Annotated in this window: 23 protein-coding genes; 10 read left to right on the forward strand and 13 right to left on the reverse strand. The window is 69.1% G+C overall.

The genetic code is table 11. The features are described 5' to 3' along the window. Positions 1–2: 2 nt before the first annotated feature. Positions 3–779 carry an IclR family transcriptional regulator gene (locus Q0Q47_RS11290; RefSeq protein ID WP_293859028.1) on the reverse strand — a complete coding sequence of 259 codons (777 nt, stop codon included), beginning with the start codon at positions 777–779 and terminating at the stop codon, positions 3–5. An 89-nt stretch (positions 780–868) separates the two neighbouring features. Here Q0Q47_RS11290 and Q0Q47_RS11295 point away from each other — a divergent pair, with 89 nt between their 5' ends. Then, positions 869–2,065, forward strand: a complete 1,197-nt coding sequence (locus Q0Q47_RS11295) for an aminotransferase class V-fold PLP-dependent enzyme (RefSeq protein ID WP_293859031.1) — start codon at positions 869–871, stop codon at positions 2,063–2,065. Positions 2,066–2,286: 221 nt separating this feature from the next. On the opposite strand, the gene Q0Q47_RS11300 is transcribed toward Q0Q47_RS11295, so the two are convergent. Together Q0Q47_RS11300 and Q0Q47_RS11305 are read right to left on the reverse strand one after the other, a co-directional pair. After that, positions 2,287–2,991, reverse strand: a complete 705-nt coding sequence (locus Q0Q47_RS11300; protein WP_293859033.1) for a YdcF family protein — start codon at positions 2,989–2,991, stop codon at positions 2,287–2,289. A 184-nt stretch (positions 2,992–3,175) separates the two neighbouring features. Continuing rightward, positions 3,176–4,336: a mandelate racemase/muconate lactonizing enzyme family protein gene (locus tag Q0Q47_RS11305; protein WP_293859036.1), complete on the reverse strand. Its 1,161-nt coding sequence runs from the start codon at positions 4,334–4,336 to the stop codon at positions 3,176–3,178. A gap of 171 nt (positions 4,337–4,507) precedes the next feature. Between Q0Q47_RS11305 and Q0Q47_RS11310 the strand changes: the two genes are divergently transcribed. The 9 genes from Q0Q47_RS11310 (at position 4,508) to Q0Q47_RS11350 (ending at position 14,416) form a co-directional block, all read left to right on the forward strand. After that, complete coding sequence (locus Q0Q47_RS11310; RefSeq protein ID WP_293859039.1) at positions 4,508–6,235, forward strand: SMP-30/gluconolactonase/LRE family protein; 1,728 nt, start codon at positions 4,508–4,510, stop codon at positions 6,233–6,235. An 11-nt stretch (positions 6,236–6,246) separates the two neighbouring features. After that, positions 6,247–7,338 carry an ABC transporter ATP-binding protein gene (locus tag Q0Q47_RS11315; RefSeq protein ID WP_293859042.1) on the forward strand — a complete coding sequence of 364 codons (1,092 nt, stop codon included), beginning with the start codon at positions 6,247–6,249 and terminating at the stop codon, positions 7,336–7,338. Continuing rightward, complete coding sequence (locus tag Q0Q47_RS11320; protein WP_293859045.1) at positions 7,335–8,102, forward strand: SDR family NAD(P)-dependent oxidoreductase; 768 nt, start codon at positions 7,335–7,337, stop codon at positions 8,100–8,102. Before Q0Q47_RS11315 ends, Q0Q47_RS11320 begins: the two co-directional genes overlap by 4 nt. Positions 8,103–8,186: 84 nt before the next feature. Further along, positions 8,187–9,470: an extracellular solute-binding protein gene (locus Q0Q47_RS11325; protein ID WP_293859048.1), complete on the forward strand. Its 1,284-nt coding sequence runs from the start codon at positions 8,187–8,189 to the stop codon at positions 9,468–9,470. Between the two features lie 166 nt (positions 9,471–9,636). Next, a complete protein-coding gene (locus Q0Q47_RS11330) occupies positions 9,637–10,566 on the forward strand; it encodes a carbohydrate ABC transporter permease (protein WP_293859050.1) in 930 nt (309 codons plus the stop codon). Position 10,567: 1 nt separating this feature from the next. Beyond that, a complete protein-coding gene (locus tag Q0Q47_RS11335) occupies positions 10,568–11,404 on the forward strand; it encodes a carbohydrate ABC transporter permease (RefSeq protein ID WP_293859053.1) in 837 nt (278 codons plus the stop codon). Then, positions 11,401–12,312, forward strand: coding sequence for a dihydrodipicolinate synthase family protein (locus Q0Q47_RS11340; RefSeq protein WP_293859056.1), 912 nt, complete (start codon positions 11,401–11,403; stop codon positions 12,310–12,312). The genes Q0Q47_RS11335 and Q0Q47_RS11340 overlap by 4 nt, the downstream gene beginning before the upstream one ends. Before the next feature lie 4 nt (positions 12,313–12,316). Next, entirely contained in the window at positions 12,317–13,486 is a 1,170-nt protein-coding gene (locus Q0Q47_RS11345) for a mandelate racemase/muconate lactonizing enzyme family protein (RefSeq protein ID WP_293859059.1), read from the forward strand. Between the two features lie 3 nt (positions 13,487–13,489). Continuing rightward, the gene (locus Q0Q47_RS11350) at positions 13,490–14,416 is read left to right on the forward strand and encodes a dihydrodipicolinate synthase family protein (RefSeq protein WP_293859062.1); all 927 of its coding nucleotides are present in this window, start codon (positions 13,490–13,492) and stop codon (positions 14,414–14,416) included. Between the two features lie 20 nt (positions 14,417–14,436). On the opposite strand, the gene Q0Q47_RS11355 is transcribed toward Q0Q47_RS11350, so the two are convergent. The 10 genes from Q0Q47_RS11355 to Q0Q47_RS11400 all read right to left on the reverse strand — a co-directional run bounded on the left by Q0Q47_RS11355 (position 14,437) and on the right by Q0Q47_RS11400 (position 25,677). Further along, the gene (locus Q0Q47_RS11355) at positions 14,437–15,243 is read right to left on the reverse strand and encodes a glycerophosphodiester phosphodiesterase family protein (protein WP_293859065.1); all 807 of its coding nucleotides are present in this window, start codon (positions 15,241–15,243) and stop codon (positions 14,437–14,439) included. Positions 15,244–15,547: 304 nt separating this feature from the next. Beyond that, entirely contained in the window at positions 15,548–16,609 is a 1,062-nt protein-coding gene (locus Q0Q47_RS11360) for an endonuclease/exonuclease/phosphatase family protein (RefSeq protein ID WP_293859068.1), read from the reverse strand. Beyond that, the gene (locus Q0Q47_RS11365; protein WP_293859350.1) at positions 16,602–17,414 is read right to left on the reverse strand and encodes a glycerophosphodiester phosphodiesterase family protein; all 813 of its coding nucleotides are present in this window, start codon (positions 17,412–17,414) and stop codon (positions 16,602–16,604) included. The genes Q0Q47_RS11360 and Q0Q47_RS11365 overlap by 8 nt, the downstream gene beginning before the upstream one ends. Positions 17,415–17,419: 5 nt before the next feature. Continuing rightward, the gene (locus tag Q0Q47_RS11370; protein ID WP_293859071.1) at positions 17,420–18,478 is read right to left on the reverse strand and encodes an ABC transporter ATP-binding protein; all 1,059 of its coding nucleotides are present in this window, start codon (positions 18,476–18,478) and stop codon (positions 17,420–17,422) included. 8 nt (positions 18,479–18,486) lie between these two features. Continuing rightward, positions 18,487–19,566, reverse strand: a complete 1,080-nt coding sequence (locus tag Q0Q47_RS11375) for a carbohydrate ABC transporter permease (protein ID WP_293859074.1) — start codon at positions 19,564–19,566, stop codon at positions 18,487–18,489. Beyond that, entirely contained in the window at positions 19,566–20,471 is a 906-nt protein-coding gene (locus Q0Q47_RS11380) for a carbohydrate ABC transporter permease (RefSeq protein ID WP_293859077.1), read from the reverse strand. Before Q0Q47_RS11380 ends, Q0Q47_RS11375 begins: the two co-directional genes overlap by 1 nt. 210 nt (positions 20,472–20,681) lie before the next feature. Then, positions 20,682–22,061, reverse strand: a complete 1,380-nt coding sequence (locus Q0Q47_RS11385; RefSeq protein ID WP_293859080.1) for an ABC transporter substrate-binding protein — start codon at positions 22,059–22,061, stop codon at positions 20,682–20,684. Positions 22,062–22,247: 186 nt separating this feature from the next. After that, on the reverse strand, positions 22,248–22,661 hold the full coding sequence (locus Q0Q47_RS11390) for a cupin domain-containing protein (RefSeq protein ID WP_293859083.1): 414 nt from the start codon (positions 22,659–22,661) through the stop codon (positions 22,248–22,250). After that, positions 22,658–23,665, reverse strand: a complete 1,008-nt coding sequence (locus Q0Q47_RS11395) for an aldo/keto reductase (protein WP_293859086.1) — start codon at positions 23,663–23,665, stop codon at positions 22,658–22,660. The genes Q0Q47_RS11390 and Q0Q47_RS11395 overlap by 4 nt, the downstream gene beginning before the upstream one ends. A gap of 14 nt (positions 23,666–23,679) precedes the next feature. Next, the gene (locus Q0Q47_RS11400; RefSeq protein WP_293859089.1) at positions 23,680–25,677 is read right to left on the reverse strand and encodes an alpha-amylase family protein; all 1,998 of its coding nucleotides are present in this window, start codon (positions 25,675–25,677) and stop codon (positions 23,680–23,682) included. Positions 25,678–25,715 lie beyond the last annotated feature (38 nt).

The raw sequence follows: 25,715 nt of genomic DNA on the forward strand, positions 1-25,715 counted from the left end.
ACCTACTGCCAGCCCAGCTGAGCCTCGATGCGCGCCGCGGCCTCCTGGACCGCGGCGACGTAGCCGTCGCGGTTCTCGCGGACCTTGTGCTCCGGCAGAACGATCGAGATCGTCGCCGTGCAGGCACCGGCGCTGTCGCGAATGGGCGAGGCGATGCAGGCGACCGAGAAGTCGGACTCGCTCATCTGGATGCAGAGCCTGTCGGCCAGGGCTTCGCGGCTCTGCTCGGCGAGGATGGCGGGATCCGTCTCCGCCCGGCCGGTCGGCGACAGTTTCACCGAGCGGCGATAGAGGCCGACGAGTTCGTCTTGCGGGCGATGCCCGACGAGCAAACGGCCCGAGGCCGTCCAGTTGAGGGGCACACGGGTGCCGACCCGCGACGTCACGCGGAAATGGCCTGGGCCGTCCGCCATCGCCAAGACGATCATGTGGTCGTCGTCGAGGCCGCAGATCTGCACCGTCTCGCCGACGGCGCGGCAGAGGTCGTGCATCTCGTGCGTGGCGACGTCGAGGACGTCGAGCGACTGCGCGTAGGCGAGGCCATAGTGGTAGAGCCGGGCACCGAGCCACACCGTGCCGTCGGACCGGCGCTGCAGCATGCGCTTGTCCACGAGGTCGTCGATGATGCTGTAGACGGTCGAGAGCGGCGCGCCGACGGCCTTGGCGATGGCATAGGCGGAGGCGGGCTTTCCCTCCTCGCGCAGCACGTCGAGGACCTGCAGGGCGCGGTCGATGCCGCTGACGCGGGTGCGGCGGCCGTCCTTCACGCTCGCATCCATCGCCCGCAATCCTTCTTCCGCAATTGCAAAAGCTCATCCCTTGGGGCGGAATATACCCGAGGGGTTTCCACCCCGCAAAGGACATGACCATGGCCACCGACATCCGCGCCAAGCTCGGGCTGCGTCCCGTCATCAACGTCTCGGGCACGATGACCTTCCTGGGGGCGTCGATCGTGCCGCCGTCCGTCGTCGAGGCGGTCGCCGCCGTTCTTCCGCAGTTCGTCGAGATCGACCATCTGCAGAAGCTCGCCAGCAAGACCATCGCGCGGCTCTGCGGGGCGGAGGCGGGCTTCGTCACCGCCTCCTGCTCGGCCGGCATCAGCGTCGCCGTGGCGGGCGCCATGACGGGCACGGATCTCCTGGCCATCGAGCGGCTGCCGGACACGACGGGCCTCAAGAACGAGGTCCTGATCATGACGGGGCACATGGTGTCCTACGGCGCCCCGGTGGCGCAGGGCATCGCGCTCACCGGCGCCAAGGTCGTGCCGGTCGGCCAGTCCACGCAGGCCCGCCGCTACCAGCTCGAAAGCTCGATCACGCCGCAGACCGCGGCGGCCGTCTACGTCGTCTCGCACCACGCCGTGCAGTACGGCATGATCCCGCTCGACGAGTTCTGCGAGATCTGCCACGCGCACGGCGTGCCGGTGATCGTCGACGCCGCGTCCGAGTACGACCTGAAGGGCTTCATCGCCCAGGGCGCGGACCTCGCGCTCTACTCCTCGCACAAGTTCCTCGGCGGCCCCACGGGCGGCATCGTCGCCGGCCGCAAGGACCTGGTGCGCGCCGCCTACCTGCAGAATGGCGGCATCGGCCGCGGCATGAAGGTCGGCAAGGAAGGCATGGTCGGCACCATCGCTGCGCTCGAGGCCTGGGAGACGCGCGACCACGAAGGCATCCGCAAGCTGGAGACCTCCTACCTCGAGCTCTGGACCCGCACGCTCGCCGACCGTGCCGGCATCCGCGCCGAGTGGGAGGCCGATCCGACCCACAATCCCCTCGACCGGCTCAAGGTGCACGTCGACCCCGTGGGCGCCCACATCACCGCCTGGGACCTCGCCAGCGCGCTGGCCAGCGGCCCCCGGCCGGTGATCGTGCGTGATCACGAGATCGAGCACGGCTTCTTCTACATGGACCCCTGCAACCTCCACCCCGGCGAGGCCGAGGTCGTCGCCGCCCGCCTCGTCGAGGAACTCGACAAGGCCGCGCGCTCCAACGAGGTCATCGCCACCCCGCTCGAACGCCGCCGCAACAAGCGCGCGGAGGCTGCGCAGACCTGGCCGGATTGAGTGGCGGGGAGACGGTGCGTCCTTCGACACGGCCGCTCCGCGGCCTGCTCGGAACAAGCGAACGCTTTCGCCGATCCAGCTTGCGCCACCCCCTCCGCGTCCTGGCCGGGCTTGGCCCGGCCATCCACGACTGAGGATGGCCCCGGCAAAGTCGTGGATGCCCGGGCCAAGCCCGGGCAGGACGGCTGAGAGGTGGTGCAAACGCGAAAGCGAAGCTTTCGTCATTCCGCCTCGGGAAGCGGGTGACCTTGGAGAAGCCGTTCCCCGTACCCTGCATCCACTAGCATCCGCATGGCCCGCACCACGTCGGCCGGAACGTCCTGCGGCACCGAGAAGCCGAGTGATGGGTAGACCATGATGCGGTGCAGGTCGCCGACCATGGCGAGGATCGTGCGTCGCGGGTCCGCTTCGCGGGCGAGGTAGGCGTGGACGCCGATGTCCTCGCAGTGCATCCGCAGTTCGGGCTCCGGCCAGACGCGGCGGCCGGTCGCGAAGCCGCGGCGCGTCATGTAGGGCTTCGCCACCACGGTGAGCCGTTTCGGCCGGATGCCGGCCGCTTCGGCGACCTGCCGGCCGAGCGAGAAATTCTGGCCGGTGTTCTGGGCCTTGTCCTCGATGAGGATCGCGTCGCGGGGCACGCCCATGGCCATGGCGCGGTCTGCGAAGACCTCGGCCTCGGAACGGTCCCAGCCGGTCTCGAGCAGGCCGCCGACATGGGCGACGCCGCCGGACATGATGAGGACCGGGGCGATCTTCTCGTGCCACAGCCGAGCCGCCGCGGACGCCGCCTCCACGTCGAAGCTGCCCAGGACGAGGATGGCGTCCGAGGGCAGGGGCTCGTGCGTGAGGCGCATGTAGTCCCACACGCGCTCCAGGGCTTTTGAAAGGGGCGGGCCTGACAAGGGGCGCTGGTTGTTTTCAGACACGTCGGAGGCTCGGACCGGAGACGGGGATAGTTGCACAGTCTTGCCATATTGGCGCACGCCTCTCAGCCGTCCTGGCCGGGCTTGGCCCGGCCATCCACGACTTTGGCCCAGCGCTGCAAAGTCGTGGGTGCCCGGGCATGACGCGGAGAGGAGGAGCGCTTCTGAAGGCGGACCAAGCGCCCTCTCAATACGCCGGCTTCATCGGGAACCAACCTCGCCGCGCCGGGTCCAGGTAGGCCCCCTCGATCCGGGCGACGGCATACTTCTCCACCAGAGCCTCGTCGGGCGTGACGCCCAATCCGGGAGCCTTCGGCACGTCGAAGGCGCCGTCGCGCAGGACGGGCGTGTCGGGGGCGATGTCGTCGGCGAGGTAGGTGCGCTCGGTGTCGATGGCGAGGTGCATGTTGGGGATCGAGGCGGCGAGGTGGACGTAGGCGGCCTGTGACAGGGCGAGTTCGCCGCCCGAATGCAGGGTCACCGGGATGCCGACGGATTCGCATACGCCGGCCTGCTTGATCACGGGCCAGACGCCGCCTGCCTCGTGCGGGTCGAGCAGGACCACGTCGGCCGCGCCCATGCGCACGATGTTGCCGACGTCGGCGAGCGTGTAGGCGCTCTCGTCGAGCGCGATCGGCACCGGGAGAACCTGGCGCAGCTCGGCATGACCCTGGAGGTCGTCGAGTTCGAGCGGCTGCTCGACATAGGCGAGGTCGAAGCCGGCGAGGCGGGCCAGCTGCCGGCGCGCCGTGCCTGGTGTCCAGGCGCCGTTCACGTCGGCGCGCAGGTCCCGGTCGCCGACGACCTTGCGCACGGCTTCCACGAGAGTGATGTCGCTCTCGCGGTCGACGCCGATCTTCACCTTGAACGTCGAGAAGCCGAGGTCGAGGAAGCGGCGGGCGTCCTCGGCGACGCGCTTGGGATCGTTGACGAAGAGGTAGGCCGACGCCGGCGTGCGGTCCCGCCACAGGCCGCCCCACAGGGCGTGCAGCGGCGCGCCGAGACGCTTGCCGAGCGCGTCCCACATGGCCATCTCGACGGCGGCCAGCGCCATCACGGCGGCGCGCTTGTGGTGGTAGTAGCCGGCACCGAAGACGTTGCGGTGGAAGCGCTCCACGTCGGCGACGTCGTAGCCGATGGCCAGCGGAGCCACGATCTCGCGCAGGACGGCCGGGACGTTGTCGATCAGGGCGATCGTCTCGCCCCAGCCGGTCACGCCCGCGTCCGTCTCCAGGCGCACGATCATGCGCGTCGCGCCGGACCGGCGGCCGGAGCCCCACAGGATGTCCTCGCGAAAGGGCATGCGGACGAGCCAATGGTCGACGCGGGTGATGCGGGCTCCAGACACGACGTTCCTCCAGTTTCACGATGCGGAACTGTGGTCCGCATTCGACGATGTCTTGGCGAGCCTCGTTCCGGTAAGCGGCCGCCTGGATGTGCCAGACGGTGTCGGATTGACAGGAACGCAATCTCGCGACTAACGTGGAACATAAGTCCAAAATATGGAAACGCCAAGCCCGTGCGCCTCAAGGTCCTTCCCACCGCCGACCAGACGGATGCGACCGACTCGCCCCGCGAGGTGCCGGGCGCGCAGGCGCTTCGTCGCGGACTTGCCCTCCTGGACATCGTGGCCGACAGCGCCCGGCCGTTGCGCTTCACCGAAATCGCCGACCGGTCGGGGCTCGCTCGCCCGACCGCGCACCGCATGCTCGCCACCCTCGTGGAGGCGGGCCTGCTGCGGGTCGACGATCGCGACCAGACCTACCGGCTCGGGCTGCGCCTGTTCGAGATGGCGCACCGCGTGTGGGATGACTTCGACCTGCGCAGCGCCGCCGAGCCCGAACTCGAGCGCCTGCGCGACCTGACCGGGGAGGCTGTCCGCCTCGCCGTGCTCGACGGGCGCGACGTGCTCACCGTGGACCAGCGCGAGAGCCAGCAGCCGGTCCGCCTCGGCAACGGCGTCGGCGCGCGTTCGGCCGCGCACGCCTCGGGTGCCGGCAAGGCCATTCTCGCCCATCTCGATCCGCTCGAGCTGCGCCAGCGCTGGGCTGGCAACGACCTTCCCCGCTTCACGCCGAATACCATCGTCTCGGCGGACGAACTCTTCTCCGAGCTGACGCTGGCGAAGGGCCGTGGCTACGCCGTCTCGATGGAAGAGCAGCACCCGGGAGTCGCCTCCGTGGCCGCTCCCATCCTCGACCATCGCGCCCGGGCCATCGGCGCCATCGCCGTCGTCGGCCCCTCCTTCCGCCTCGGGCCGGACCGTCTCCACGCGCTCGGCCGCGACGTGATGGAGGCCGCCCGCCGCATTTCCGGGAACGCCGGCCAGATTGCCATGTCCATCACCATCGCCCCCCGCCCCCTCGGCCCCGACCGCGAGGACGTCCGCGTCGTCTTTCCGTCGTCCTGCTTCCTCGGGGAGGGGCCGTACTGGTCGGCCGCCGATGGCCGCCTCACCTGGGTCGACATCCTGGCGCCGGCCATCCTCACCGGCGATCCCGCCACCGGGACCTTCACGTCGCATCCGATGCCCGAGCTCGTCAGCGCGGTGATCCCCCGCCGACGCGGCGGCTGGGTGGCCGCCATGCAGAGCGGCATCAAGGCCGTCGACCTGGACAGCCGCAGCGTCGTGGCGCTCGCCTCCCCGGAGGCCGACAAGCCGGGCAACCGTTTCAACGACGCCAAGTGCGACCGCCGCGGCCGTCTCTTCGCCGGAACCCTCGCCATCGACACGACGCCGGGCGAAGGGTCGCTGTGGCGGCTCGATCCCGACGGCCGCGTGACTGCCATGGACCGCGGCTTCCAGGTCTCGAACGGCCTTGGCTGGTCGCCCGACAACCGGCTCTTCTACTTCACCGACAGCGCGGCCCGGACGATCTGGGTCTACGACTACGACATCGAGACCGGCTCCATCGCCAACCGGCGGCCGTTCGTCGTCCTTCCGGAAGGGCAGGGGACGCCCGACGGGCTCGCGGTGGATGCCGAGGGCTTCGTGTGGAGCGCGCATTGGGACGGCTGGTGCGTGAGCCGCTACGCGCCCGACGGCAGCGTCGAGCGCGTCATCAACATGCCCGTGCCGCGGCCGACCAGCTGCGTGTTCGGCGGGCCCGACATGTCGACCCTCTACGTGACGTCGGCCCGCATCCGTCTGTCGGCGCACCAGCTCGCCGAGGCGCCCCTGTCCGGCGCCGTCTTCGCCATCGACGCCCGCGTCCGCGGGCTCCCCGACACCCCCTTCGCCGGTTGAGGAGACCCGCCATGGCCACACTCACCCTGCGCGGCGTGAAGAAGACCTTCGACAAGACCCATGTGCTGCACGGCATCGACCTGGACGTGCCCGACGGCGCCTTCGTCGTCTTCGTCGGCCCGTCTGGCTGCGGCAAGTCCACCCTACTGCGGCTGATCTGCGGGCTCGACGAGGTATCCGCCGGCACCATCGCCATCGACGGCGAGAAGGTGAACGACGTGCCGCCCGCGCGTCGCGGCATCGCCATGGTGTTCCAGAGCTACGCGCTCTACCCGCACATGACGGTCGCCCAGAACATGGGCTACGCGCTGCGCCTCGCCGGCACGCCCGCCGGCGAGATCGAAACGCGGGTGAAGGCCGCCGCCGGCGTGCTGCGCCTCGATGCGCTGCTGCAGCGCAAGCCCAGGCAGCTCTCCGGCGGGCAGCGCCAGCGTGTCGCCATCGGCCGGGCCATCGTGCGCGAGCCGCGCATCTTCCTCTTCGACGAGCCCCTGTCCAACCTCGACGCCGCGCTGCGCGTCGACATGCGTGGCGAGATCGCGCGGCTGAAGGCGCGGCTCGGCACCACCATGGTCTATGTCACGCATGACCAGACCGAGGCCATGACGCTCGCCGACATGATCGTGGTCATGAACGGCGGTCGCGTGGAGCAGGTGGGATCGCCGCTGGACCTTTACCGGCGCCCCGCCAACCGCTTCGTCGCCGGCTTCATCGGCTCTCCGCGCATGAACATGCTGCCCGCCACCGTCGCCGAGAACGGCACGGTCGTGCTGCCGGGGAGTGTGCGCTCGGCGGTCGGCATCGCCGCGCGCCCCGGCGAGCGCGCCGAGATCGGCATCCGGGCCGAGCACCTCGTGCTGGGCGACCCCAGCGCCGGCGTGATCACCGGTGCTGTCACCATGGTCGAGCACCTGGGTGCCGACGTCTTCGCGTCCGTCGCGGTCGAGGGCGTGGATGCTCCGGTGATCGTGCGCCTCGACGGCGACAGCGTGGTCCGGCCCGGCCTTCCCGTCGGCCTGACCTTCGATCCCGCCCGGGCCCATCCCTTCGATACGCAGGGGCTTCGCGCCGATGGCGCAGACGCCGTCAGGAGTGCCGCATGACCGCCCGCTATCCCGACCTCGACGGGTTGCCCGTCCTCATCACCGGCGGTGGCTCCGGCATCGGCGCCTCGATCGTCGAGCATTTCGCCGCGCAGGGCGCGCGGGTCGGGGCCATCGAGGTGAACGCGGCCACGGCCGAGCGCACCCGTGCGGCGGTCCGCGAAGCCACGGGCCGCGACGTCGCCTTTGCCGTCGTGGATCTGCGCGACATTGCAGCCACCCGCGAGGCGGTGGCCGAACTCGCCGCGAAGACCGGCCCGTTCCGCGTCCTCGTCAACAATGCCGGCGACGACGAGCGGCACGCCTGGGACACGATGACCCCCGAGCTCTGGGACGACCGCTTCGCGGTCAACCTGCGCCACCAGTTCTTCGTCGCCCAGGCCGTCGCGCCCGGCATGATCGCGGCCGGTGGCGGTTCGATCATCAACCTGAACTCGATCTCGTGGATGTTCGGGGCGGCGACCGTCATCGCCTACACGACGGCCAAGTCGGCCGTGTCCGGCCTGACGAAGTCGCTGGCCCGTGAACTCGGGATCCACAAGATCCGGGTCAACGGCATCGCGCCGGGCTGGGTTCTGACGGAGAAGCAGGTCAACCGCGCCAACGCGGCCGACCCGTCCAAGTTCAAGGCCTATCTCGACCGCCAGTGCCTCAAGGAGCACCTCGCCCCGGCCGACATCGCCCGCATGGCGCTGTGGCTGGCCAGCGAGGAGTCCCGCCTGTGTACGGGCCAGACCTTCATCGTCGATGGAGGGGTCGTCTGAGCCCGACGTCATAACCGGAGCCTCGCGGAGCTCCGGACAACCAACGCGACCGACCGCGCGGTCGACCCGAGAGGAGACACCACCATGGCAAAGATTTCACGGCGCACGTTCGGCGCCCTCGGGCTGGGGGCAGCCACGGCCGCGCTCTCTGGCCGCGGCGCCTTCGCCCAGAGCGGCGGCGCCAGCTTCATGAGCTTCACCTTTGCGGAGGAGCCCAACAAGCCGTTCATCGACAAGTTGATCGCCGACTTCAAGGCGTCCAGCGGCATCGCCGTCGAGCCGATCGGCACGGCCTGGGGCGACGCGCAGAAGAACATCGTGCTGCGCCAGCGCTCCAAGACGCTGCCCGACACCGCGCAGCTGCAGGACCGCTGGGTCCCGGCCATGGCGACCCTGCCCGAGATCGTCGACCTCACCCCGGTGCTCGGCGCCGCCACGCTCGGCGCCATCGATCCGGGCGCGAGCTCGCTCGGCAAGGTCGACGGCAAGCAGGTCGCGATTCCGCTGATCTCCGGTTCCGTCGGCTTCGTCGCCAACAAGGAAGTGCTCGCCAAGGCCGGCGTCGAGAAGCTGCCGGTGACGCTGGACGAGTTCCGCGCCGCGCTGGTCGCCGTGCGCGACAAGGTGCCGAACTCGGTGCCCTACACCATGGCCACCAAGAACCCCGGCGCCGTGCCGCTCGACGCGCTGCTGATCTTCTGGGCCCACAACGCCCGCATGATCGACGAGAGCGGCAAGGTGCTGGTCAACAGCCCCGAGGGGCGCGCCGCCATGGCCTTCATGGCCGGCCTGATGAAGGACCGCCTGATCGCCCCCGAGTTCGACCGTCCGGACTCGCGCCGGCTCTTCGGCCAGGGTGGCTCGGCCTTCTACGTCGACGCGCCGCAGGCCCGCACCTTCGCCCGCAACTTCTCCGGTCGCGGCGAGGCGATGGACGTCAACGTCATCCCCATGAAGACGCCGATCCTGAAGGCCGGCGACACGCCGAAGTCGGTCGAGTGGGGCCACACGGTCGCGATGTTCAAGAACGCCAACGCCATCGGCCCGGACACGCCCGCCTCCAAGTGGATGAAGTACCTGCTCTCCGACGCCGTGCAGACGACGCTCCCGCTGGCGTTGGGCGGCCTGCCGGTGACGACGGCCGGGCGCAACGCACCGGTCGTCGCCAACGACGCCTACCTCAAGGCCTGGGGCGCCACGGTGGTGCAGGCCATGAAGCACGAGGTTGGCGTGTGGTCGAACGGCCCCGAGCTGTCCTCGATCCTCACGGAAGAGATCCAGGCCTGCATCCTCGGCCAGAAGACCGCCGACGCCGCCACCGCCTCCATGCAGACCCGCATGGAAGCCTCCATGGCCAAGCGCGGCTAAGCGACAGTCATCGTCGGTATGGGCACCCATCCTTCAGTTCGTCATGCCCGGGCTTGGCCCGGGCACCCACGACTTGAGCACGGCCCAGGCAAAGTCGTGGATGGCCGGGCCATGACGGCGGAGGGGTGGGCGCAAGCGTTCGCAGGACCACATGGCAGTCCATGACATGAGTGCCTCCACCGCACAGACCACCTTCCCCGTCTCGGCGCTCGCGCGCCGGGGCGGGCTGAAGGCCGGCGAACGGCGCATCGGCTGGCTGTTCCTGCTGCCGGCCGTCGCCGCCTTCGTGCTGGTCATCGCGGTCCCGTTCCTGCGGGCGCTGGGCTACGCCTTCACGCGCTATGACCTGCAGACCCCCGAGCCCGTGTTCATCGGGCTCGGGAATTTCCGGGCGCTCGCGGCCTCGCCGGAGGTGCTCGGATCCTTTGTCACGACCCTCCTCTACGTCGTGCTGGCCACCGGGTTCACGGTCATTCTCGGACTCGCCTGGGCGATCGTGCTCAACCAGACCTTCCGCGGGCGCGCGGCGCTGCGCGCCATGTCGCTCCTGCCCTGGGTGCTGCCCTCCACGGTCTGCGCCTTCGTCTGGGGCTGGATCTTCAACAGCCGCTTCGGCCTGCTCAACGCGGTGCTGCTCGACCTCGGGCTGATCCCGTTCCCGACGGCGTGGCTCTCGACCACCTCCGGCGCCATGAGCGCCATCGTCGTTACCAAGGTCTGGCTGTCGATCCCGCTCTACATGTCGTTCTTCCTCGCTGGCCTGCAGGGCCTCGACCGCGAGCAGATCGACGCCGCTCGAGTCGACGGCGCCGGCAACCTCGCCATCCTGCGCGACCACGTGCTGCCGCACCTGCGGCCGGTGCTTCTGGTCGTTGTCGTGCTCGGCGTCATCGGCAACCTGCAGCAGTTCGACACCATCTTCGCGCTCACCGGCGGCGGGCCCGTGCGGGCCACCACGGTGCTCTCCATCGAGGTCTACCGGCGTGCCTTCGACCAGTGGGACGTCGGCATGGCCGCGGCCATCGGACTCCTGTGGGTCGCGACGATCCTGCCGGCGGCCTACCTCTATCTCCGTCACCTCCTGAAGGGCGTGTGAGATGCTCGACCTCTCCGCCCCGCTCGCGCGCGGCATCTTCCTCCTCGTGCTGGCCGTGATCGGGCTCTTCCTGTTCTTCCCGATCTACTGGCTCGCGATCTCGGCGCTGAAGGGCAACGCCGAGCTCTACCGCATCGACCCGACCTTCTATCCGCACGCGCTGTCGTGGGAGCACTTCGCGACCGCCTTCGGCCGCGGCAAGCTCTTGCTGCACCTGCAGAACAGCCTCGTGGTGTCGGGTTCGGCGGCGGCGCTCAACACCGCGCTCGCCATGTATGCCGGCTACTCCTTCGCCAAGTTCCGCTTCGCCGGGCGCCGCCCGGTGATGCTGATGCTGCTCTCGGCGCAGGTGTTCCCCTTCGGCCTGCTGCTCATCAGCCTCTACCCGATCATGTCGTCGCTGGGCCTGCTCGACACCCGGCCGGGGCTCGTCATCGCCTCGATCGTCTTCGCGCTGCCGGTGTCGACCTACATGCTCTACAGCTACTTCAGCCAGGTGCCGGACGAGCTCATCGAGGCGGCGCGCGCCGACGGCGCGGGCGAGCTGCGCATCTTCCACACCATCGTCCTGCCGGTCTCCATCCCTGCGCTCGTGACCGTGTTCCTCTACGGCTTCATGTGGTCGTGGAACGACCTCCTCTACGCGATGACGCTCATCGTGTCCGAGGACAAGCGCACGGTCGGTCCGGGCCTGCTGCTCAGCTACCTCAACGAGACGAACGCGGACTGGGGCGGGGCCATGGCGGCCTCCCTCGTGGCCTCGCTGCCCGTCGTCGTCGCCTTCGCCATCCTTCAGCGCTGGTTCATCCAGGGCGTCACTGCCGGAGCCGTGAAATGACCACTCTGTCGGGCGTGCTGCCCGTCGTCCCCACGCCCTTCACGCCGGACGGCGCGGTGGACCAAGCCGCCTTCCTGCGCCTCGTCGACTTCGCCCTCGAGGCCGGCGTCGACGGCCTCGTCTTCCCAGGCATGGCGAGCGAGGTCGAGACGCTGACGCCGGAGGAGCGGGCCGGCCTCGTGGCCGCGCTCGGCCAGCGCGTGGCGGGGCGCGTCCCGATCGTGGTCGGCGCCAGCGACCCCGATCCCGAGCGCGCCGCCGCGCGCGCCGAGGAAGGGCGCCGTGCGGGCGCCGTCGCGGCGATGATCATGGCGCCGAACCGGCTCGGTGCGGACGTCGCCGCACACATCGACTTCTACAGCCGCGTGGCCGCGGCGACGTCGCTGCCGATCATGCTCCAGAACGCACCGGCGCCGATGGGGGCAGGGCTCTCCGACAGCGCCGTGGTGGCGGTGGCCAAGGCCGTCCCCCAGGTCCGCTTCGTGAAGGAAGAGACGCTGCCCTGCGGCCAGCACATCAGCGCCATGATCGCCGAGGCGGGCGATGCGCTCGACGCCGTCTACGGCGGGGCCGGCGCCCGCTACGTCATCGACGAGTTCGAGCGCGGCGCGGCCGGCACCATGCCGGCGCTGGAGTTCGCCGACGTGCACGTCGCCATGGCCCGCGCCTTCAAGGCGGGGGACAAGGCCACCGCCCGTCGGCTCTATTCGCGCACGCTGCCCTTCCTGCTGTTCCAGGCGATCTTCCGGGTGCGCGCCACCAAGCGCGTGCTGGCCGCCCGCGGCCTGCTCTCCTCCGTCCACGCCCGTGCGGGCGGCCCGGGGCTCGATCGCCACGACGAGCAGGAGGTCGCGGCGCTGATCGCCGAGGCCGCCGATCTCTTCGCCATCCATCCGGTCAGGACCTGACACCATGCCGCTCGACGCCATCACGAAGGTCGAGACCTTCATCGTCTCCATCCCGCGCGACATGCCCTATCTTGGGCCGCTGCGGGAAGGCGAGCGCATCAACGAGCGCGGCTACCTGATCCGCAAGGGCAACCGCTCGATCTATCCCGCGACCGACATGTCGGTGCTGGTGAAGATCACCGCGGAGAGTGGCGCGGTCGGCTGGGGCGAGACCTACGGCATCGTCGCGCCGAACGCCGTGAAGTCGATCATCGACGACGTGCTGGGCCCGGTGATCATCGGCCGTGACCCTGGCGATCCGGTCGTGATCCACGAGGACCTCTACGACCTCATGCGCGTGCGCGGCTTCTTCGGCGGCTACTACGTCGACAGCCTCGCCGGCGTCGATATCGCCATCTGGGACCTGCTGGGGCGCATCACCAACCGGTCGCTGGCCAGCCTCGTCGGCGGCCAGCGCCATGCGAGCCTGCCGGCCTATGTGTCGGGCCTGCCCAAGGCGACGCTGCAGGAGCGGTGCGACCTCGCGGTCGAGTGGGTGGGCAAGGGCTACAAGGCGGTGAAGTTCGCCGCCGCGATGTCGGACGACGGCATCGTCAAGGAAATGGCGGCGTTGCGCGAGGCGGTGGGGCCTGGAATCCACCTGATGGTCGACCTGCACTGGAAGTTCACGGCGCCGGAAGCCATCCGCATCATCCGCAAGCTCGAGCCCTACGACCTCTACTTCGCAGAGGCGCCCTGCGAGCCGGAAGACATCGACGGACAGGCGGCGGTCGCCGCCGGCATCGGCACGCCTCTCGCGCTGGGCGAGGAATGGCGCACGGTGTTCGAGTATCGCCCGCGCTTCCAGCGCCAGTGCATGGGCGTGATCCAGCCGGAGATGGGCCACACCGGCGTCACCGAGTTCATGGGCATCGGCCGCATGGCCCATGCCTTCCACGTCGACACCATACCGCATGCCTCGATCGGCATCGGCGTCTTCATGGCGGCGAGCCTGCATGCGACGGCGGCGCTGAAGCGCGTGCCCTACCACGAGTATCAGCACTCGATCTTCGACAAGAACCTGCGCTACGTGACCGGCGACATGGACTGCAAGGCGGGGTTCTACACGATCCCGTCCGGCGCGGGCCACGGCGTCGTGCCGCACGACAGCGTGTTCAACCACGTGGTGGGCTGAGCCATGGCCGGTCGACGCTTCGAAGGCATCTATCCGGTCCTCTACGCCTTCTTCGACGGCGAGGGCCGGCTCGACCGGCACGCCATGGCGCTGCAGGTGGAGCACTGCATTGCCGCCGGCGCCCACGGCATCATGGTGCTGGGCCTCGTCACCGAGGTGCACAAGCAGACGACGGCCGAGCGCCTGCACCTCGTGGAGATGGTCGGTGGGCTCATCGCCGGACGGGTGCCCTATGCTGTGACGATCGGCGAGCCGACGCCGGATGCGCAGGTGGATTTCGCCCGCGCCGCCAAGGCCGCCGGGGCCGACTGGGTGATCCTGCAGCCTCCTCCCGGCAAGGGCCATACGGACGCCGACCTGCAGCGCCATTTCGGCGGCATCGCCGATCGGCTCGACATGCCGGCGGCGATCCAGAACAACCCGGTCAACCTCGACAGCTCGCTGTCGCCGGACGGACTGACCGCCCTGCTGCGCGCCCACCCCACCATCTCGCTCCTCAAGGCCGAGGGCTGGTCCGTGGACATCGCCCGCGTCATCGAGAGCCTCGGCGGCGCGGTGCAAGCCTTCGGCGGCCATGGCGGCCTCGAATTCCCCAGCCTGATGCGCAGCGGCGGTGCGGGCCTCATTCCGGCGCCCGACTGCGTGGCGCTGCAGGTCGCCATGTTCGAGGCCTACACATCCGGCGATCCCGCCCGCATCGCGCAAGCCGACGCCATCCACCAGCGCATCCTGCCGCTGATCGTCTTCATGACCCGCTCCATCCCGGGCCTGCTGTGCTACGGAAAGCGCCTGATGGCGCGACGGCTGGGCCTGCCCGAGCCGCACGACCGCGCCCCGGCCATCGCGCCCACCGCCTTCGGCCTCGCCGAAATGGACCGCGTGTTCGCCGACGTGCTGGCGGCGGAGCGGGAGTTCCTGTCCCGGGGCTGAGAGGCGGTCGCGAAACCGCGTCAGCCCTTTCCCTTGGCCTGCGCCAGCGCCACGACGGCCGTCACGTCGTCACCGGCCAGCACGTCGATCACGTCGGCCGCCAGCCCCTCGTTCACCCGTGCCAGCGGATCGAGACCCGCGGCACGGCGCAGGGCGATGCGCTCCGGGCGGGGCACCGTGACGCGCGTGGCGACGCCCGCCGCACGCAGGGCGCGCGCGTCGTCCGGGTGGAACATGTCCGCCTCGATGGCGACGGAAGCGGCCCCCGCGCGCCTGGCCATCTCGACGGGATCGACGTGGCGGGCGTGGGTGATGAGCTCGGTGCGCAGGCCCGGAATCCGCCGCTGCGCGGCCACCAGCGAAGGATGGTCGAAGGAGATGACCAGCACCTCTTCGAGCGCCTCGTGATCCGCCAAGACACCCGCCAGCCTGTCGATGAGCCTGTCCGGGCGCTGGCGTTCCTTGATCTCGACCAGCAGGCCGACGCCGGCGCCCTTCGCCGCGTCCAGCGCCTCGCCCAATGTCGGCACGCGCGTGCCGGCGAACGCGGGGGAAAACCATGCACCGGCGTCGAGCGCCCGGACTTCGGCGAGCGTCAGCGCGGCGGCGCGGCCCTTGCCGTTGGTGGTGCGGTCGACGACCTCGTCGTGGAGCAGGACGAGGGCATCGTCCGCCGTGAGGACGATGTCGATCTCGCAGACCGTGGCGCCCCGCCGCGCGGCCTCGACGATGGCCGGCACCGTGTTCTCCGGCGCCCCGATGCTGTGGCCGCGGTGACCGCAGATGTGGATGCGGCCGGGGCCTGCGTTCAGCGGGTCATAGGGCATGGGCGACCTCCGGGTACGATGACAGCGAGCATGACCTCAACGACCTCTTCCTGAAAGGGTGTGAATCTTTCGGCCGTCCAGCTTGCCTCTCTCTCCGCGTCATGGCCGGGCTTGGCCCGGCCACCCACGACTTGAGAATGGCGCAGGCAAAGTCGTGGGTCCCCGGGCCAAGCCCGGGGATGACGGCTGAGAGGTCGGTTTGAGCTGGACTGCCAATCCTTCGGTAAAAAATTCACAAGCTCTGAGCAGCCCGCTTCAGCCGCTGCTCAGGATGAGGAGTTTTGGAGGATGCACGAACGAGCTCTCACGCCGGCCTGATCGTCACCGCCAGAGCCTCGTGATCGGACACGGCCACGCCGTCGCTGTCCACGGCCGGCAGCACGGCGGCATCCGTGCAGACGAGACCGCGGGAGAACAGCCAGTCGATCTTGCCGAAGGGCGGCTTTGGCGTGCCGTCGGGACGGGTGCGCTGGGTGGCGGTCTTCAGGACGTTGCAGGTCTCCCAGTCGTAGCCGCAGTCCTCGAGCAGCGCGAACATCGGCTCATAGCGCTCGGGCGATACAAGGCGGTCCGGGTCTACGGCGAGGGAGCGGGCAACGTGGGCCTCGTCGCGCTTCTGCTCCAGCGTGAAGGTGGAGGTGTTGAAGTCGCCCCCGATGAGCACGGGCTTGCCCTGCGCGTAGTCGTCGATGGCATCCAGCATGACCTGCGTCTGCAGCAGCCGGTCTGCTGTGTCGGTATGGCTCTCGTAGTGCGCCGTCACAAGCACCACGGGAGAGCCGCCGACATCCAGTTCGGCCAGCATGGCGATGCGTCCGCCGACGCGGCGCTCGTGGAAGGCGCCGTCGAACCAGCGCCCCGAGGTCTCCAGCCTCACGAGGGCCGGTCGGCCGAGCCGGCTGCGGGACACGAAGCCGGCGCCGTGGAGGCCGGACACGTTGCTCTGGCCGGCGAAGGTCGCCTGCTCGCGCAGGTCGCCGAGGCCCAGTTCCAGGAACTCGGTGCCGAAGACGTAGCCGGCGCCCAGCGCGTCGGCCAGCGCCGTCATCGTGTGCTTGTTGCCGGTGCGGGCCATGCCGACGTCGATCTCGCAGAGCACCAGCGCGTCGGCGGGCGTTGCGGTGAGCATCCGGATCGAGCCGTCGAGATATTTGAGGCGCTCGGCGTTCCAGAACACGATTCGGGCCGGCGAGCCGGCCTTCACGGGCGCGGTCGGCTCGCGCACCTCGACCCCGTGCAGGATCGGCAGGCGGGCAAAGGCCTTCTCGAAGCTCTCGTACCGCACCGGCTCGTCGAGGATGGCCTGGCGCTCGGCGAGTGAGGGCGCGGGCAGGCCCTCGAAGACGCGGGTGACGAGCTCAGGCACGGGCGATCTCCTGCAGCAAGGGGCCGAGGGTTTCGGGGTCGTTGGTGGTGATCTGCCCGCAGCCGGCGGCCACGAGGCGCGACAGCACGCGGGAAAGGTCCGGCCGGCTGGGATCAACCGTCCAGGCATCGACCAGTGCCCCGCGACCGGTGACCATCTCGACCATGTTCACGCCGGCGTCGAGCGCGGCGAGCAGCATCGAGGCCTCGAGATAGAAGATGGAGGCGTCCGGCGCGATGGCGAAGGTGTAGGCCCCCAGCGCGCGGAAAGCCTCGGCGCTGAGGCGCCAGGAGCGCGGGTAGAGCCGCAGCGGGTCGAAGCCACCGGCGAGCCCCGGGGCGGCGGCCTGCAGGTTCTGCACCGCTTCCCACTCGGTGCCGCCGGCGATGAAGGCGGGCGCCATGGTCCCTAAGGTGCCGCCCAGCCGGTCGAGGACCGCTGGCGTGAGGTCGCGGCCTGGCACCTTGATGTCGAGTTGCACGAGGGCAGGCGCGACCGGGCCGGCCGCCCGCACGCGCTCGACGATCTCGTCGAGGAACAGCGGCGGCGTGGCGAGCACCTCCCCACCGGCCCCGCGCTGCCGCAGCCGCTCGATCTCGCGACGTGGCAAGGCCGCAGCCAGCCCCGTGCCCGTCGTCTCGCGGTCCAGCGCCAGGTCGTGCAGGCAGACGAAGTGACCGTCGGCGGAGAGCACGAGGTCAACCTCGCAAGCCGCTCCCGCCGCCAGCGCCGCGTCGAGGTTCTCGCGCAGGAACGCCGGATCGCCGGCACGCCGGCGCAGCATGTGCCATTTCAGCCGGGGCATGGTCGTCACGCGGCGATGGCCCGCGCCCCGTCGATGCGCCGGCCCGAATCGGTCGAGAAGACGAGGCTGTCGGCGAAGCGGAAGGGCAGCGTGTCGCCGAGCTTGTGGCGGGCCACGGCGCCGGCCTCCAGCGCGCGCACGCCACCGAGCGGGGTGGTGAGATGGTAGATGGTCTCGCGGCCATGCGGCTCGAGGTCGTCGATCCGCCCCTGCAGGCTGCCTTCGCCGAGCACCACGGATTCGGGGCGCACGCCGAGCGTCACCTTGCCGTCGGCCCGCCCGTCGAGGGGCAGGCGGCCGTCGCCCACCGCCAGCTGCCCGCCCGCGGCATTGGCCTGCAGCAGGTTGATCGGCGGCGAGCCGATGAAGCTCGCGACGAACAGGCTGTCGGGGCGATGATAGAGATCCTCGGCCGTGCCCACCTGCTCGATGCGGCCGCGGCTCATGCAGATGATGCGGTCGGCCATCGTCGTCGCCTCGATCTGGTCATGGGTGACCAGAACCGTGGTGACGCCAAGCTTGCGCTGCAGGTTGCGGATCTCGCTGCGCATGGTGAGGCGCAGCGACGCGTCGAGGTTGGAGAGCGGCTCGTCGAGCAGCAGGAGCTGCGGCTCCTTCACCAGGGCCCGGGCAAGCGCCACGCGCTGCTGCTGGCCGCCCGAGAGCTGCGAGGGCTTGCGCTCCATGTACTCGCGCACCTGCACGAGGTCGGCCGCGGCATTGGCGCGCTTCAGGGCCTCCTCGCGCGGGACGTCCTTGAAGCGCAGCGGGAACAGGATGTTGTCGCGCACGGTCATGTGCGGGTAGAGCGCATAGGACTGGAAGACGATGCCGACGTTGCGGTCGCGGGCCTCGACCTCGTTCACGGCCGCGCCGTCGAACAGGATGTCGCCGCCGCTCGGCGCGTAGAGGCCGGCCAGCATGAACAGGGTCGTGGATTTCCCGCAGCCCGAGGGACCCAGGATCGCCACGAACTCGCCGTCCCCGATCACGAGGTCGGTGGGTTCGACCGCGACGACGTCGTCCCAGGTCTTGGAGGTGGCGCGCAGTTCAATTCTCGCCATGGTCGTCGTTAGCCCTTGATCCCGCCGACGGTCATCTGGGTGAGGTATTTCTGGCACGCGGTGTAGAGGATCACCGAGGGCAGGACGTAGAAGACGCCGATGGCCGAGACGAGCGCGTAGTCGGTGCCCATCACGTCCTCGTACATCCAGTAGAGGTAGAGGCTCATCGTCCAATTCGCCTTCTCGAAGAGGAGCGTGCGGACGAAGACGTATTCCTCCCAGCCGCGCAGGAAGGCGAAGACGCCCACCGCGATGAGGCCGACCTTCACCTGCGGCAGGACCACCAGGAAGAAGGCCTGCCGGCGCGTGGCGCCGTCGGTGAGCGCGCTCATCTCGATGTCCCACGGCACGGCGTCGAAGAAGCCCTTCATCACGAAGATGGCGAAGGGCAGTTCGAGCGCGACGATGACCAGGATGACGCCGGTGAGCGTGTCCAGGAGCCCGATCCAGTGCATGAGCAGGAAGATCGGGATGATCAGCGTCATCGCCGGGAAGGCGTGCAGGATCAGGAGCCCGCGCAGGTAGCCGGCCCGGCCGCGGAAGTCGAAGCGCGACAGGTAGTAGCCGGCGAGCGTCGCCACGGTGACGACGAGCATCATCTGGACGACGGCCAGGATCAGCGAGTTGGCGAAAGCCGACCAGACGCTCGGATAGGTGCCGCCCACGCCGCTCGCGCCTTTCAGGTCGTCGGCGATGTTCTTGTTCCACAGGAAGCGCCAGTTCTGGGCGTGCAGGTACGGGCCCGTGATCACCGCGATGGCGATCAGCGTGACGACCCCCAGAGCGAGTTCGAGCCTCATGAGCCGCTTCGCGTCGGCAATGGTGACCCGCAAGATCGACCAGGCCAGCAGCGCGGGAAGCAGGATCGCCAGCGTCCGCCAGAGCACCACGGTCGTCGCGCCGGTGCGGCCCGAGACGGACACGGTGAACAGCCAGAGATAGGGCACGACGATGGGCAGGGAGCCCAGCACCAGGACCGCATAGAGGAACGCCGTGGTGGCGCGGCGCCGCGAGCGGCCCTTGGCCGCCAGGCGGTCCCAGTATTCGCGCTGGGCGGGGGCCGCCAGCGTGGTGGGGGAGGCGTCCATCACTTCACCTCGATGCGCGGGCGCTGCAGCAGGGCGCGCATGTCGAAGAAGCGCCAGAGGACGAGGGCCACCGCCATGCCGACCACCACGAGACCCAGCGCGAGCGCTGCGCCGTAGGCGTATTGCCCGTTCTCGAAGGCGCGGCGATAGACGTAGAGGGCATAGACGGTCGTGTCGAAGAAGGGGCCACCATTGGTGATGAGCCAGATGTATTCGAAGCTCACCAGCAGCGCGAGCGCCTGGTAGATCGTCACGAAGCTCAGTTGCCAGCGGATGGCCGGCAGCGTGATGTGGCGGATGATCGAGAGCCCGCCGGCCCCGTCCACCCGCGCCGCGTAGAACAGGTGCTGCGGGATCGAGCGGATGGCGCTGGTGAAGATGATCATGCCGAACGACGCCCCGATGAAGCCGTTCGCCAGGATGATCAGCACCATCGGGGCGTTGCTCTTCATGTCGGCGAGCGGCAGCCCGAGCCCTTGCAGGATCTGGTTCAGCAGGCCGTAGTTGGTCGGTGCCACCACCCAGGTCCACAGCAGCGCGTAGACCACCGAGGGGCTCATGCGCGGCAGCAGCCAGACGGCGCGGAAGAAGCCGCCGGCGCGGTCGGGGAGGGCGGTCGTCATCAAGGCGAGCAGCAGCCCGTAGCCGATGTTGAAGATGGCTAGCGTGCACAGCACGTAGGTCAACGTCACGCCCATGATACTGGTGAGACGGCTGTCGCCGCCCAGCAGGCGCCGGACGTTGTCGGTGGTGAACTCGGTCACCTTCAGGTTCCGGCCCATGTCGGAGAAGGCGATCGCCACGTCGACGATGACCGGCACGACGAAGAACAGGAACAGGAGGGCAGTCGCCGGCCCGAGAAAGATCAGGCGGTCGACGAGGGCGCGGCTGGAGCGTGTGCTCACGGGCGGATCCGGATTTTCAGGCTTGCAGAGGCAGTGTGCGTCCTTCGACACGGCCGCTGCGCGGCCGGCTCAGGATGAGGACGATTGTTGCTTGGCAGGACGCTACAACAATCCTCATCCTGAGCAGCGGCCGAAGGCCGCGTGTCGAAGGACGCACCAACTCGGTGCGCGAACGGATCGGGCCGGCTGTCTCCAGCCGGCCCGTCCTGATCAGTTCAGCTTTTCCACGACCTTGATCGAGCCCTTGAACTCGCTCTTGGCCTCGTCCTCGAGGAACTCCACCGCCTGGTCGGGCTTCATGCGGCCGGTCTCCACGCCCTGCAGGGCCTTGAAGATGATCGCGTTGTAGCGGCCGAAGTCGGGGTGGTTCGGGATGAAGGTCGAGCGCGCCAGCATCGGCGTCGCGGCCTCGAGATACCAGGCGTTCTGGTACTCGGGCATCGAGCGCTGGCCGTTCAGGATCGCCGTGTGGGCGGTCGTGACCGCGTGCTTGGTGTTGTAGTAGGGCAGCGTCGCATAGGCGACGAGCTGCGCGGCGAGCTCGGCGTTCTTCGACTTCGGGTTCACCACGTAGACGATCGGGTGCGAGAGGTTGGCCGGCTGGCCGCCCTTCGTCGCCGCCGGCATGTGCATCCAGCCGACCTTCTTGAAGAAGAAGTTCTTGTCGTTGGGCCAGTTGGCGCCCTTGTTGTCGCCCAGCATCCATTCACCGACGGCCCAGACGCCCTGGTGGTAGATGAAGGCCTTCTCGGTCTTGAAGGCGCCCTGGATCTCGTCCCAGGACATGGCGGTGTTGTTCTTCGGCGTGACGCCGTTGGCGGCGTTCCAGGCGTACCATTCCAGGGTCTTCTTGACCTCGGCCTTGGGCAGGATCAGCTGGTTGGTCGCCTCGTCGACAAACTTCGCGCCGAACGTGGCGAAGTTCATGATGTAGTCGGGGCCGGCATTGGGGCGGTGCAGGATGCCCATGCTGGCCGCGCCCTTGTCGACGACCTCCTTGGTGAGCTTGGAGATGTCCTCCATCGTGAACTCACCCTTCTCGACGGCGCCCTGCAGCCCCTCGATGAAGGCCTCGTCCTTGCCGATCTTGCGCAGCATGTCCTTGTTGAAGAACATCATGCGGATTTCGGAATCCTGCGGGACCGCGTAGATCTTGCCCTGGTACTTGGTGGAGTTCCACAGCGCGGGAATCACGTCGGCGAAGGCCCACGGATTGCGCTTGATGAAGTCCTCCATGTTCATGGCGTAGCCGGACTTGGCGAACTCGCCGACCCACTCGTGGGCGGCGACGTAGACGTCCGGCCCCTTGTCGACGGCGAAGGCCTTGAGGATGTCGAGCGCGTCGGCGTCGAAGCCGGAGGCTGGGCCCTCGAACACCTCGACCTTCACGGTCTTGTCGGATCCGGCGGCCTTCAGGGCGGCATTGAGCGGCTCGGCTGCGGCGACGATGTTGCCGGCGCGCAGCGGACCGGACCGGTCGGCCCGGGCCCAGAGCTTCACCACGATCTCCTCGGCGAAGGCCGAAGCGGTGGCTCCGAAGAGGAAGGTGCTCGCAAGCGCTGCCGCCGCGATCTTCGACACGTGTTTCATCCCTGTCTTCCCTTATCCGTTGCGGACGAGGCCCCGTGCGCCCCCGCGCACGTTTTCCCATGATGGGCGAACCTCACTCCGGGGCGACGATGATCGACCCGCGTGCGGCAAGAATCAATCCTAGGTTGTCACAAGTGACACGCACGTGACGCAAAACGGCTGCCCCGGGGCCGTACCGGGGCGTCGTCAGTCGTTGGGATTTTGCAATGTCGTCTGGATGAAGGTGTCGCCGGTCGGTCGTTCGAAGACGACGTCCAGGGGATCGCGTGGCGGCGTCTCGATGGCCAGCACCACGAAGGGGCCATCGAGGATCTCGGGGAAAGCGTGCCACGTGCCCCGCTCGAAGAAGACGGCGTGACCCGGCTCGAGCGTGCGGGGCGGTTCCTCGCCGACGGTGAACAGGGCCCGGCCGCAAACGACGAGAAGATACTCGTCGCAGGCCCGGTGCAGATGCCGTGGCAGCGGGGCGTTCAGGCGGAACAGGCGCATGCCGGCTTCGGGGCGATCCACGAGCCGCATGTCGGAGACGAGGCTCGCAGCCTCGCGCGGCAGCTGCCGCGCGAGAGCCAGGAGATCGAAGGCGGCGGGTGGCTGCGTCACGCCCGCCACATGTGGTCGTAGGGGTAGGGCAGCGGCTTGCGGCTTGCCGTGTCGAGCCGCTCCGTCTGGGTGTTCTCCAGCGTCCAGCCGACCGCGCCGAGATTGTCGTCGAGCTGCTGCACGCTTCTCGCCCCGATGATGGGCGAGGACACGCCGGGCCGCTCGATCAGCCAGCGCAGGGCGACCTGGGCATGGCTGCGTCCGGTTTCCTGCGCCACCGCGCCCAGCGCGTCGACCACACCCCAGGTGTGCTCGTTGGCGTACTTGGCCCAGGTCTCGCTGCCGCCGCGCTGGGGGGCCAGCTCGACACGGGTCCCGGCCGGCGGCGCGTTCAGGCCGCGGTGGAACTTGCCCGTCAGCCACCCGCCTCGCAGTGGGCTCCAGGGAATGATCCCGAGGCCCTCCGACCGGCACAGGCCAACGATCTCCCATTCCAGTTCGCGGTCGAGCAGGTTGTAGAGGGCCTGCAGCGAGACGAAGCCGTGGAGATTGTAGCGGCGGGCATGGTCCACCGACTTCTGCAGCTGCCAGCTCGCGTAGTTGCTGGCACCGACATAGCGGACCTTGCCGCTGCGGACGAGGTCGTCGAGCGCCGCGATGGTCTCCTCGACGGGCGTCACCGAGTCCCACAGGTGGGTCTGGTAGAGGTCGATGTAGTCGGTGCGCAGCCGCTTCAGGCTCGCCTCGACGGCCGCGATGATGTGCTTGCGGCCGAGACCGAAGCGGTTGGGTCGGCGCTGGGCGGGGTCGTCGGTGCCCCAGCGGACCTTCGTCGCGATGACGAGCCCGTCGCGGTCCTGACGCTCCAGCCACTTGCCGACGATCTCCTCCGACAGGCCGCGGCTGTAGACGTCCGCAGTGTCGATGAAGTTGCCGCCGGCCGCCACGAACCGGTCGAGCATGGCGAAGCTTTCGGCCTCCGTGGCCTCTCGGCCGAAGGTCATGGCTCCCAGGCAAAGTTCGCTGACCTTGAGGCCGGTGCGGCCGAGGGTGCGGTACTGCATGGCGATCACTCCCTTCAGCCGGCGATCTCGATCATTGCGTGGCCGCGCAGGGCGGGGACCGTGAAGGTCACGCGTCCTTCCTCCACCCGGAAGTGCACCGGCTTGCCCTCCGGCACGAGGCGGACGGACTTGGCCGGGCCTCCCACGTCCACGCAGACCGTGACGTCGGTCAGCGTGACGAGATCCTGGATCGGCTGGACGTTCTCGTTGCGGATGTTGCCGCGCAGCACCGGATTGGCATGCAGCAAGTGCACGACGTGGCGGCCCTTGTCGGCCTGCCGGCGCAAGGTGGCGCGGGCGGCCCGGGGCAGCGACGTCTCGATCCGCCGCCGCCCGCCGAGCGCGAAAGCCACCACACGCTCGACGATGTCGAGCATGGCGACGGCACCGATGCGCTTGTAGGTGCTGAACAGGGGATGGGCCATGTAGGTGAAGGCGCCCTTCTGCACGCCGGCGTCGTAGCCAGACGGATCCGGCTGGCTCGGCGTGTTGACGTGCCCGCTGAAGTGCTGCGGAGCGCGGTCGAAATAGGGGTCGTGGACGACGCCGAGCGAACGCCCGTCCGTCGCCTTGATCCGCTGGGAGGGGGTGTAGGTGAACAGCGGGTCGTTCACGAACGGCGCCCGCAACTCCGCGATGGGCAGGATGTAGTCGCCGTTGCTGTTGGGCGAAACGCCCTCGAACGTCGCGCCGACGTCGAAGAGGGGCTCGCCGCCGGACGTGAGGCCGCTGCGTCCCGTGAGCAGCACCCGTCCGCCGCCGGCGGCAAAGGCCTTGATTTTCGTGGCCAGCGCGTCTGTCACGACGACGGCGTCCGGCAGGATCAGCAGGCGATAGGGGGTGAAGTCGGAGTCCGGGTCGAGCACGTCGAAGGTGAACTTGCTCTCCAGCAGCGCGCGCACCACGCCTTCGTCGGCGTCGTCATGGTGGCGCGGGGTGCCGGCGAGGCGCGGATGGATCGAGCCCTCGACGCTGAGGACGCCGATCTCGGCCACGTTGGTCGATCCTTCGGCCCACGGCTCGCACGCCTCGACATGGGCATAGGCGTGGCCCACGGCGGCGTAGGTCGTCTCGTCGAAGGAGCCCGTCGGGTGCAGGTGGTCGCCGATCAGGCAGCGAGCCCCCTGGGCGATCATCGCGGCGCATTCGTAGAACAGGGCATCCGGCACCTTGTAGCCGCCGACCTCGCCCCAGACGTGGTGGAACTTGCCGGTCTGGCCGAGGAACGGGATGCCGAGCGTCTCCACGTAGCGCGCCGAGACGGGGAAGTGCTCGTAGCCCCAGAAGGCGGTGGGCAGGGACTCGATCTCCAGGTGGCTGAAATACTTCAGGATGTCGCGCCGCCCGCGGCGGACGTGGCCGAAATTGAAGAACAGCCGCTTCTTGGGATCGTGCTTGCGGACCGCGTCGGTGACGCGCTCGAAGAACTCGATCTGCTTGCGCTCGGTGTAGACGAGCCGGTCCTCGGCATTGGTCCAGTCGAGGCCGATCTCCGCCATGCCCCGCTGGGCCCAGGTGCTCGCGGAGATCTGCTGCGAGCAGATGTCGATGAAGATGCCGTCCCCGTCGGGATACTTCACCATGACCTCCTCGACCTGGCGGCACAGGTAGTCGAGGTAGGGCGAGCCGAAATCGAGCCACGCCCAGCCCGCGCCCATCGGCTCCGCCCGCTGCCTGATCAGGACGCCTTCCGGCGTCACGACCCGCCAGCCGGGCTCCTCGCGGGCGGCGAGTTCGTCCCAGCCGGCGGACACGTAGATCGGGGCCAGGATCCCGTTGCGGTGCAGGGCGTCGAGCTGGGCCCGCATCAGGTCGAAGTCGAGGTGGGGATGCATCTTGCCGACGTCGGTCGGGTGATAGGACCAGCCGTGGTGGCACTTCGAGAAGATCGTGACGCTGTCGACATGCGCCTGCTTGAACCCGCGGCCGAAGGCCTCCGCATCGAAGCGGCTGCCGATGCCCGGAATGAGCTCGGAGGTGTGGAAATCGAGATGGATCTGGCGAAAGCGCATGACGGTACCTCGGACTGCGGGAGGAAGAAGGGTGCCGG

Source organism: uncultured Alsobacter sp. (assembly GCF_945952055.1).
Lineage (GTDB): Bacteria > Pseudomonadota > Alphaproteobacteria > Rhizobiales > Beijerinckiaceae > Alsobacter.

Excerpts from the sequence above, each read along its gene's own strand:
- Q0Q47_RS11315 (WP_293859042.1), top strand. The coding sequence starts at position 6,247 with ATGGCCACACTCACCCTGCGCGGCGTGAAGAAGACCTTCGACAAGACC.
- Q0Q47_RS11370 (WP_293859071.1), bottom strand. The coding sequence starts at position 18,478 with ATGGCGAGAATTGAACTGCGCGCCACCTCCAAGACCTGGGACGACGTC.
- Q0Q47_RS11325 (WP_293859048.1), top strand. The coding sequence starts at position 8,187 with ATGGCAAAGATTTCACGGCGCACGTTCGGCGCCCTCGGGCTGGGGGCA.
- Q0Q47_RS11355 (WP_293859065.1), bottom strand. The coding sequence starts at position 15,243 with ATGCCCTATGACCCGCTGAACGCAGGCCCCGGCCGCATCCACATCTGC.
- Q0Q47_RS11400 (WP_293859089.1), bottom strand. The coding sequence starts at position 25,677 with ATGCGCTTTCGCCAGATCCATCTCGATTTCCACACCTCCGAGCTCATT.
- Q0Q47_RS11375 (WP_293859074.1), bottom strand. The coding sequence starts at position 19,566 with ATGGACGCCTCCCCCACCACGCTGGCGGCCCCCGCCCAGCGCGAATAC.
- Q0Q47_RS11340 (WP_293859056.1), top strand. The coding sequence starts at position 11,401 with ATGACCACTCTGTCGGGCGTGCTGCCCGTCGTCCCCACGCCCTTCACG.
- Q0Q47_RS11345 (WP_293859059.1), top strand. The coding sequence starts at position 12,317 with ATGCCGCTCGACGCCATCACGAAGGTCGAGACCTTCATCGTCTCCATC.
- Q0Q47_RS11295 (WP_293859031.1), top strand. The coding sequence starts at position 869 with ATGGCCACCGACATCCGCGCCAAGCTCGGGCTGCGTCCCGTCATCAAC.
- Q0Q47_RS11320 (WP_293859045.1), top strand. The coding sequence starts at position 7,335 with ATGACCGCCCGCTATCCCGACCTCGACGGGTTGCCCGTCCTCATCACC.
- Q0Q47_RS11385 (WP_293859080.1), bottom strand. The coding sequence starts at position 22,061 with ATGAAACACGTGTCGAAGATCGCGGCGGCAGCGCTTGCGAGCACCTTC.
- Q0Q47_RS11335 (WP_293859053.1), top strand. The coding sequence starts at position 10,568 with ATGCTCGACCTCTCCGCCCCGCTCGCGCGCGGCATCTTCCTCCTCGTG.
- Q0Q47_RS11290 (WP_293859028.1), bottom strand. The coding sequence starts at position 779 with ATGGATGCGAGCGTGAAGGACGGCCGCCGCACCCGCGTCAGCGGCATC.
- Q0Q47_RS11365 (WP_293859350.1), bottom strand. The coding sequence starts at position 17,414 with ATGCCCCGGCTGAAATGGCACATGCTGCGCCGGCGTGCCGGCGATCCG.
- Q0Q47_RS11330 (WP_293859050.1), top strand. The coding sequence starts at position 9,637 with ATGAGTGCCTCCACCGCACAGACCACCTTCCCCGTCTCGGCGCTCGCG.
- Q0Q47_RS11395 (WP_293859086.1), bottom strand. The coding sequence starts at position 23,665 with ATGCAGTACCGCACCCTCGGCCGCACCGGCCTCAAGGTCAGCGAACTT.
- Q0Q47_RS11350 (WP_293859062.1), top strand. The coding sequence starts at position 13,490 with ATGGCCGGTCGACGCTTCGAAGGCATCTATCCGGTCCTCTACGCCTTC.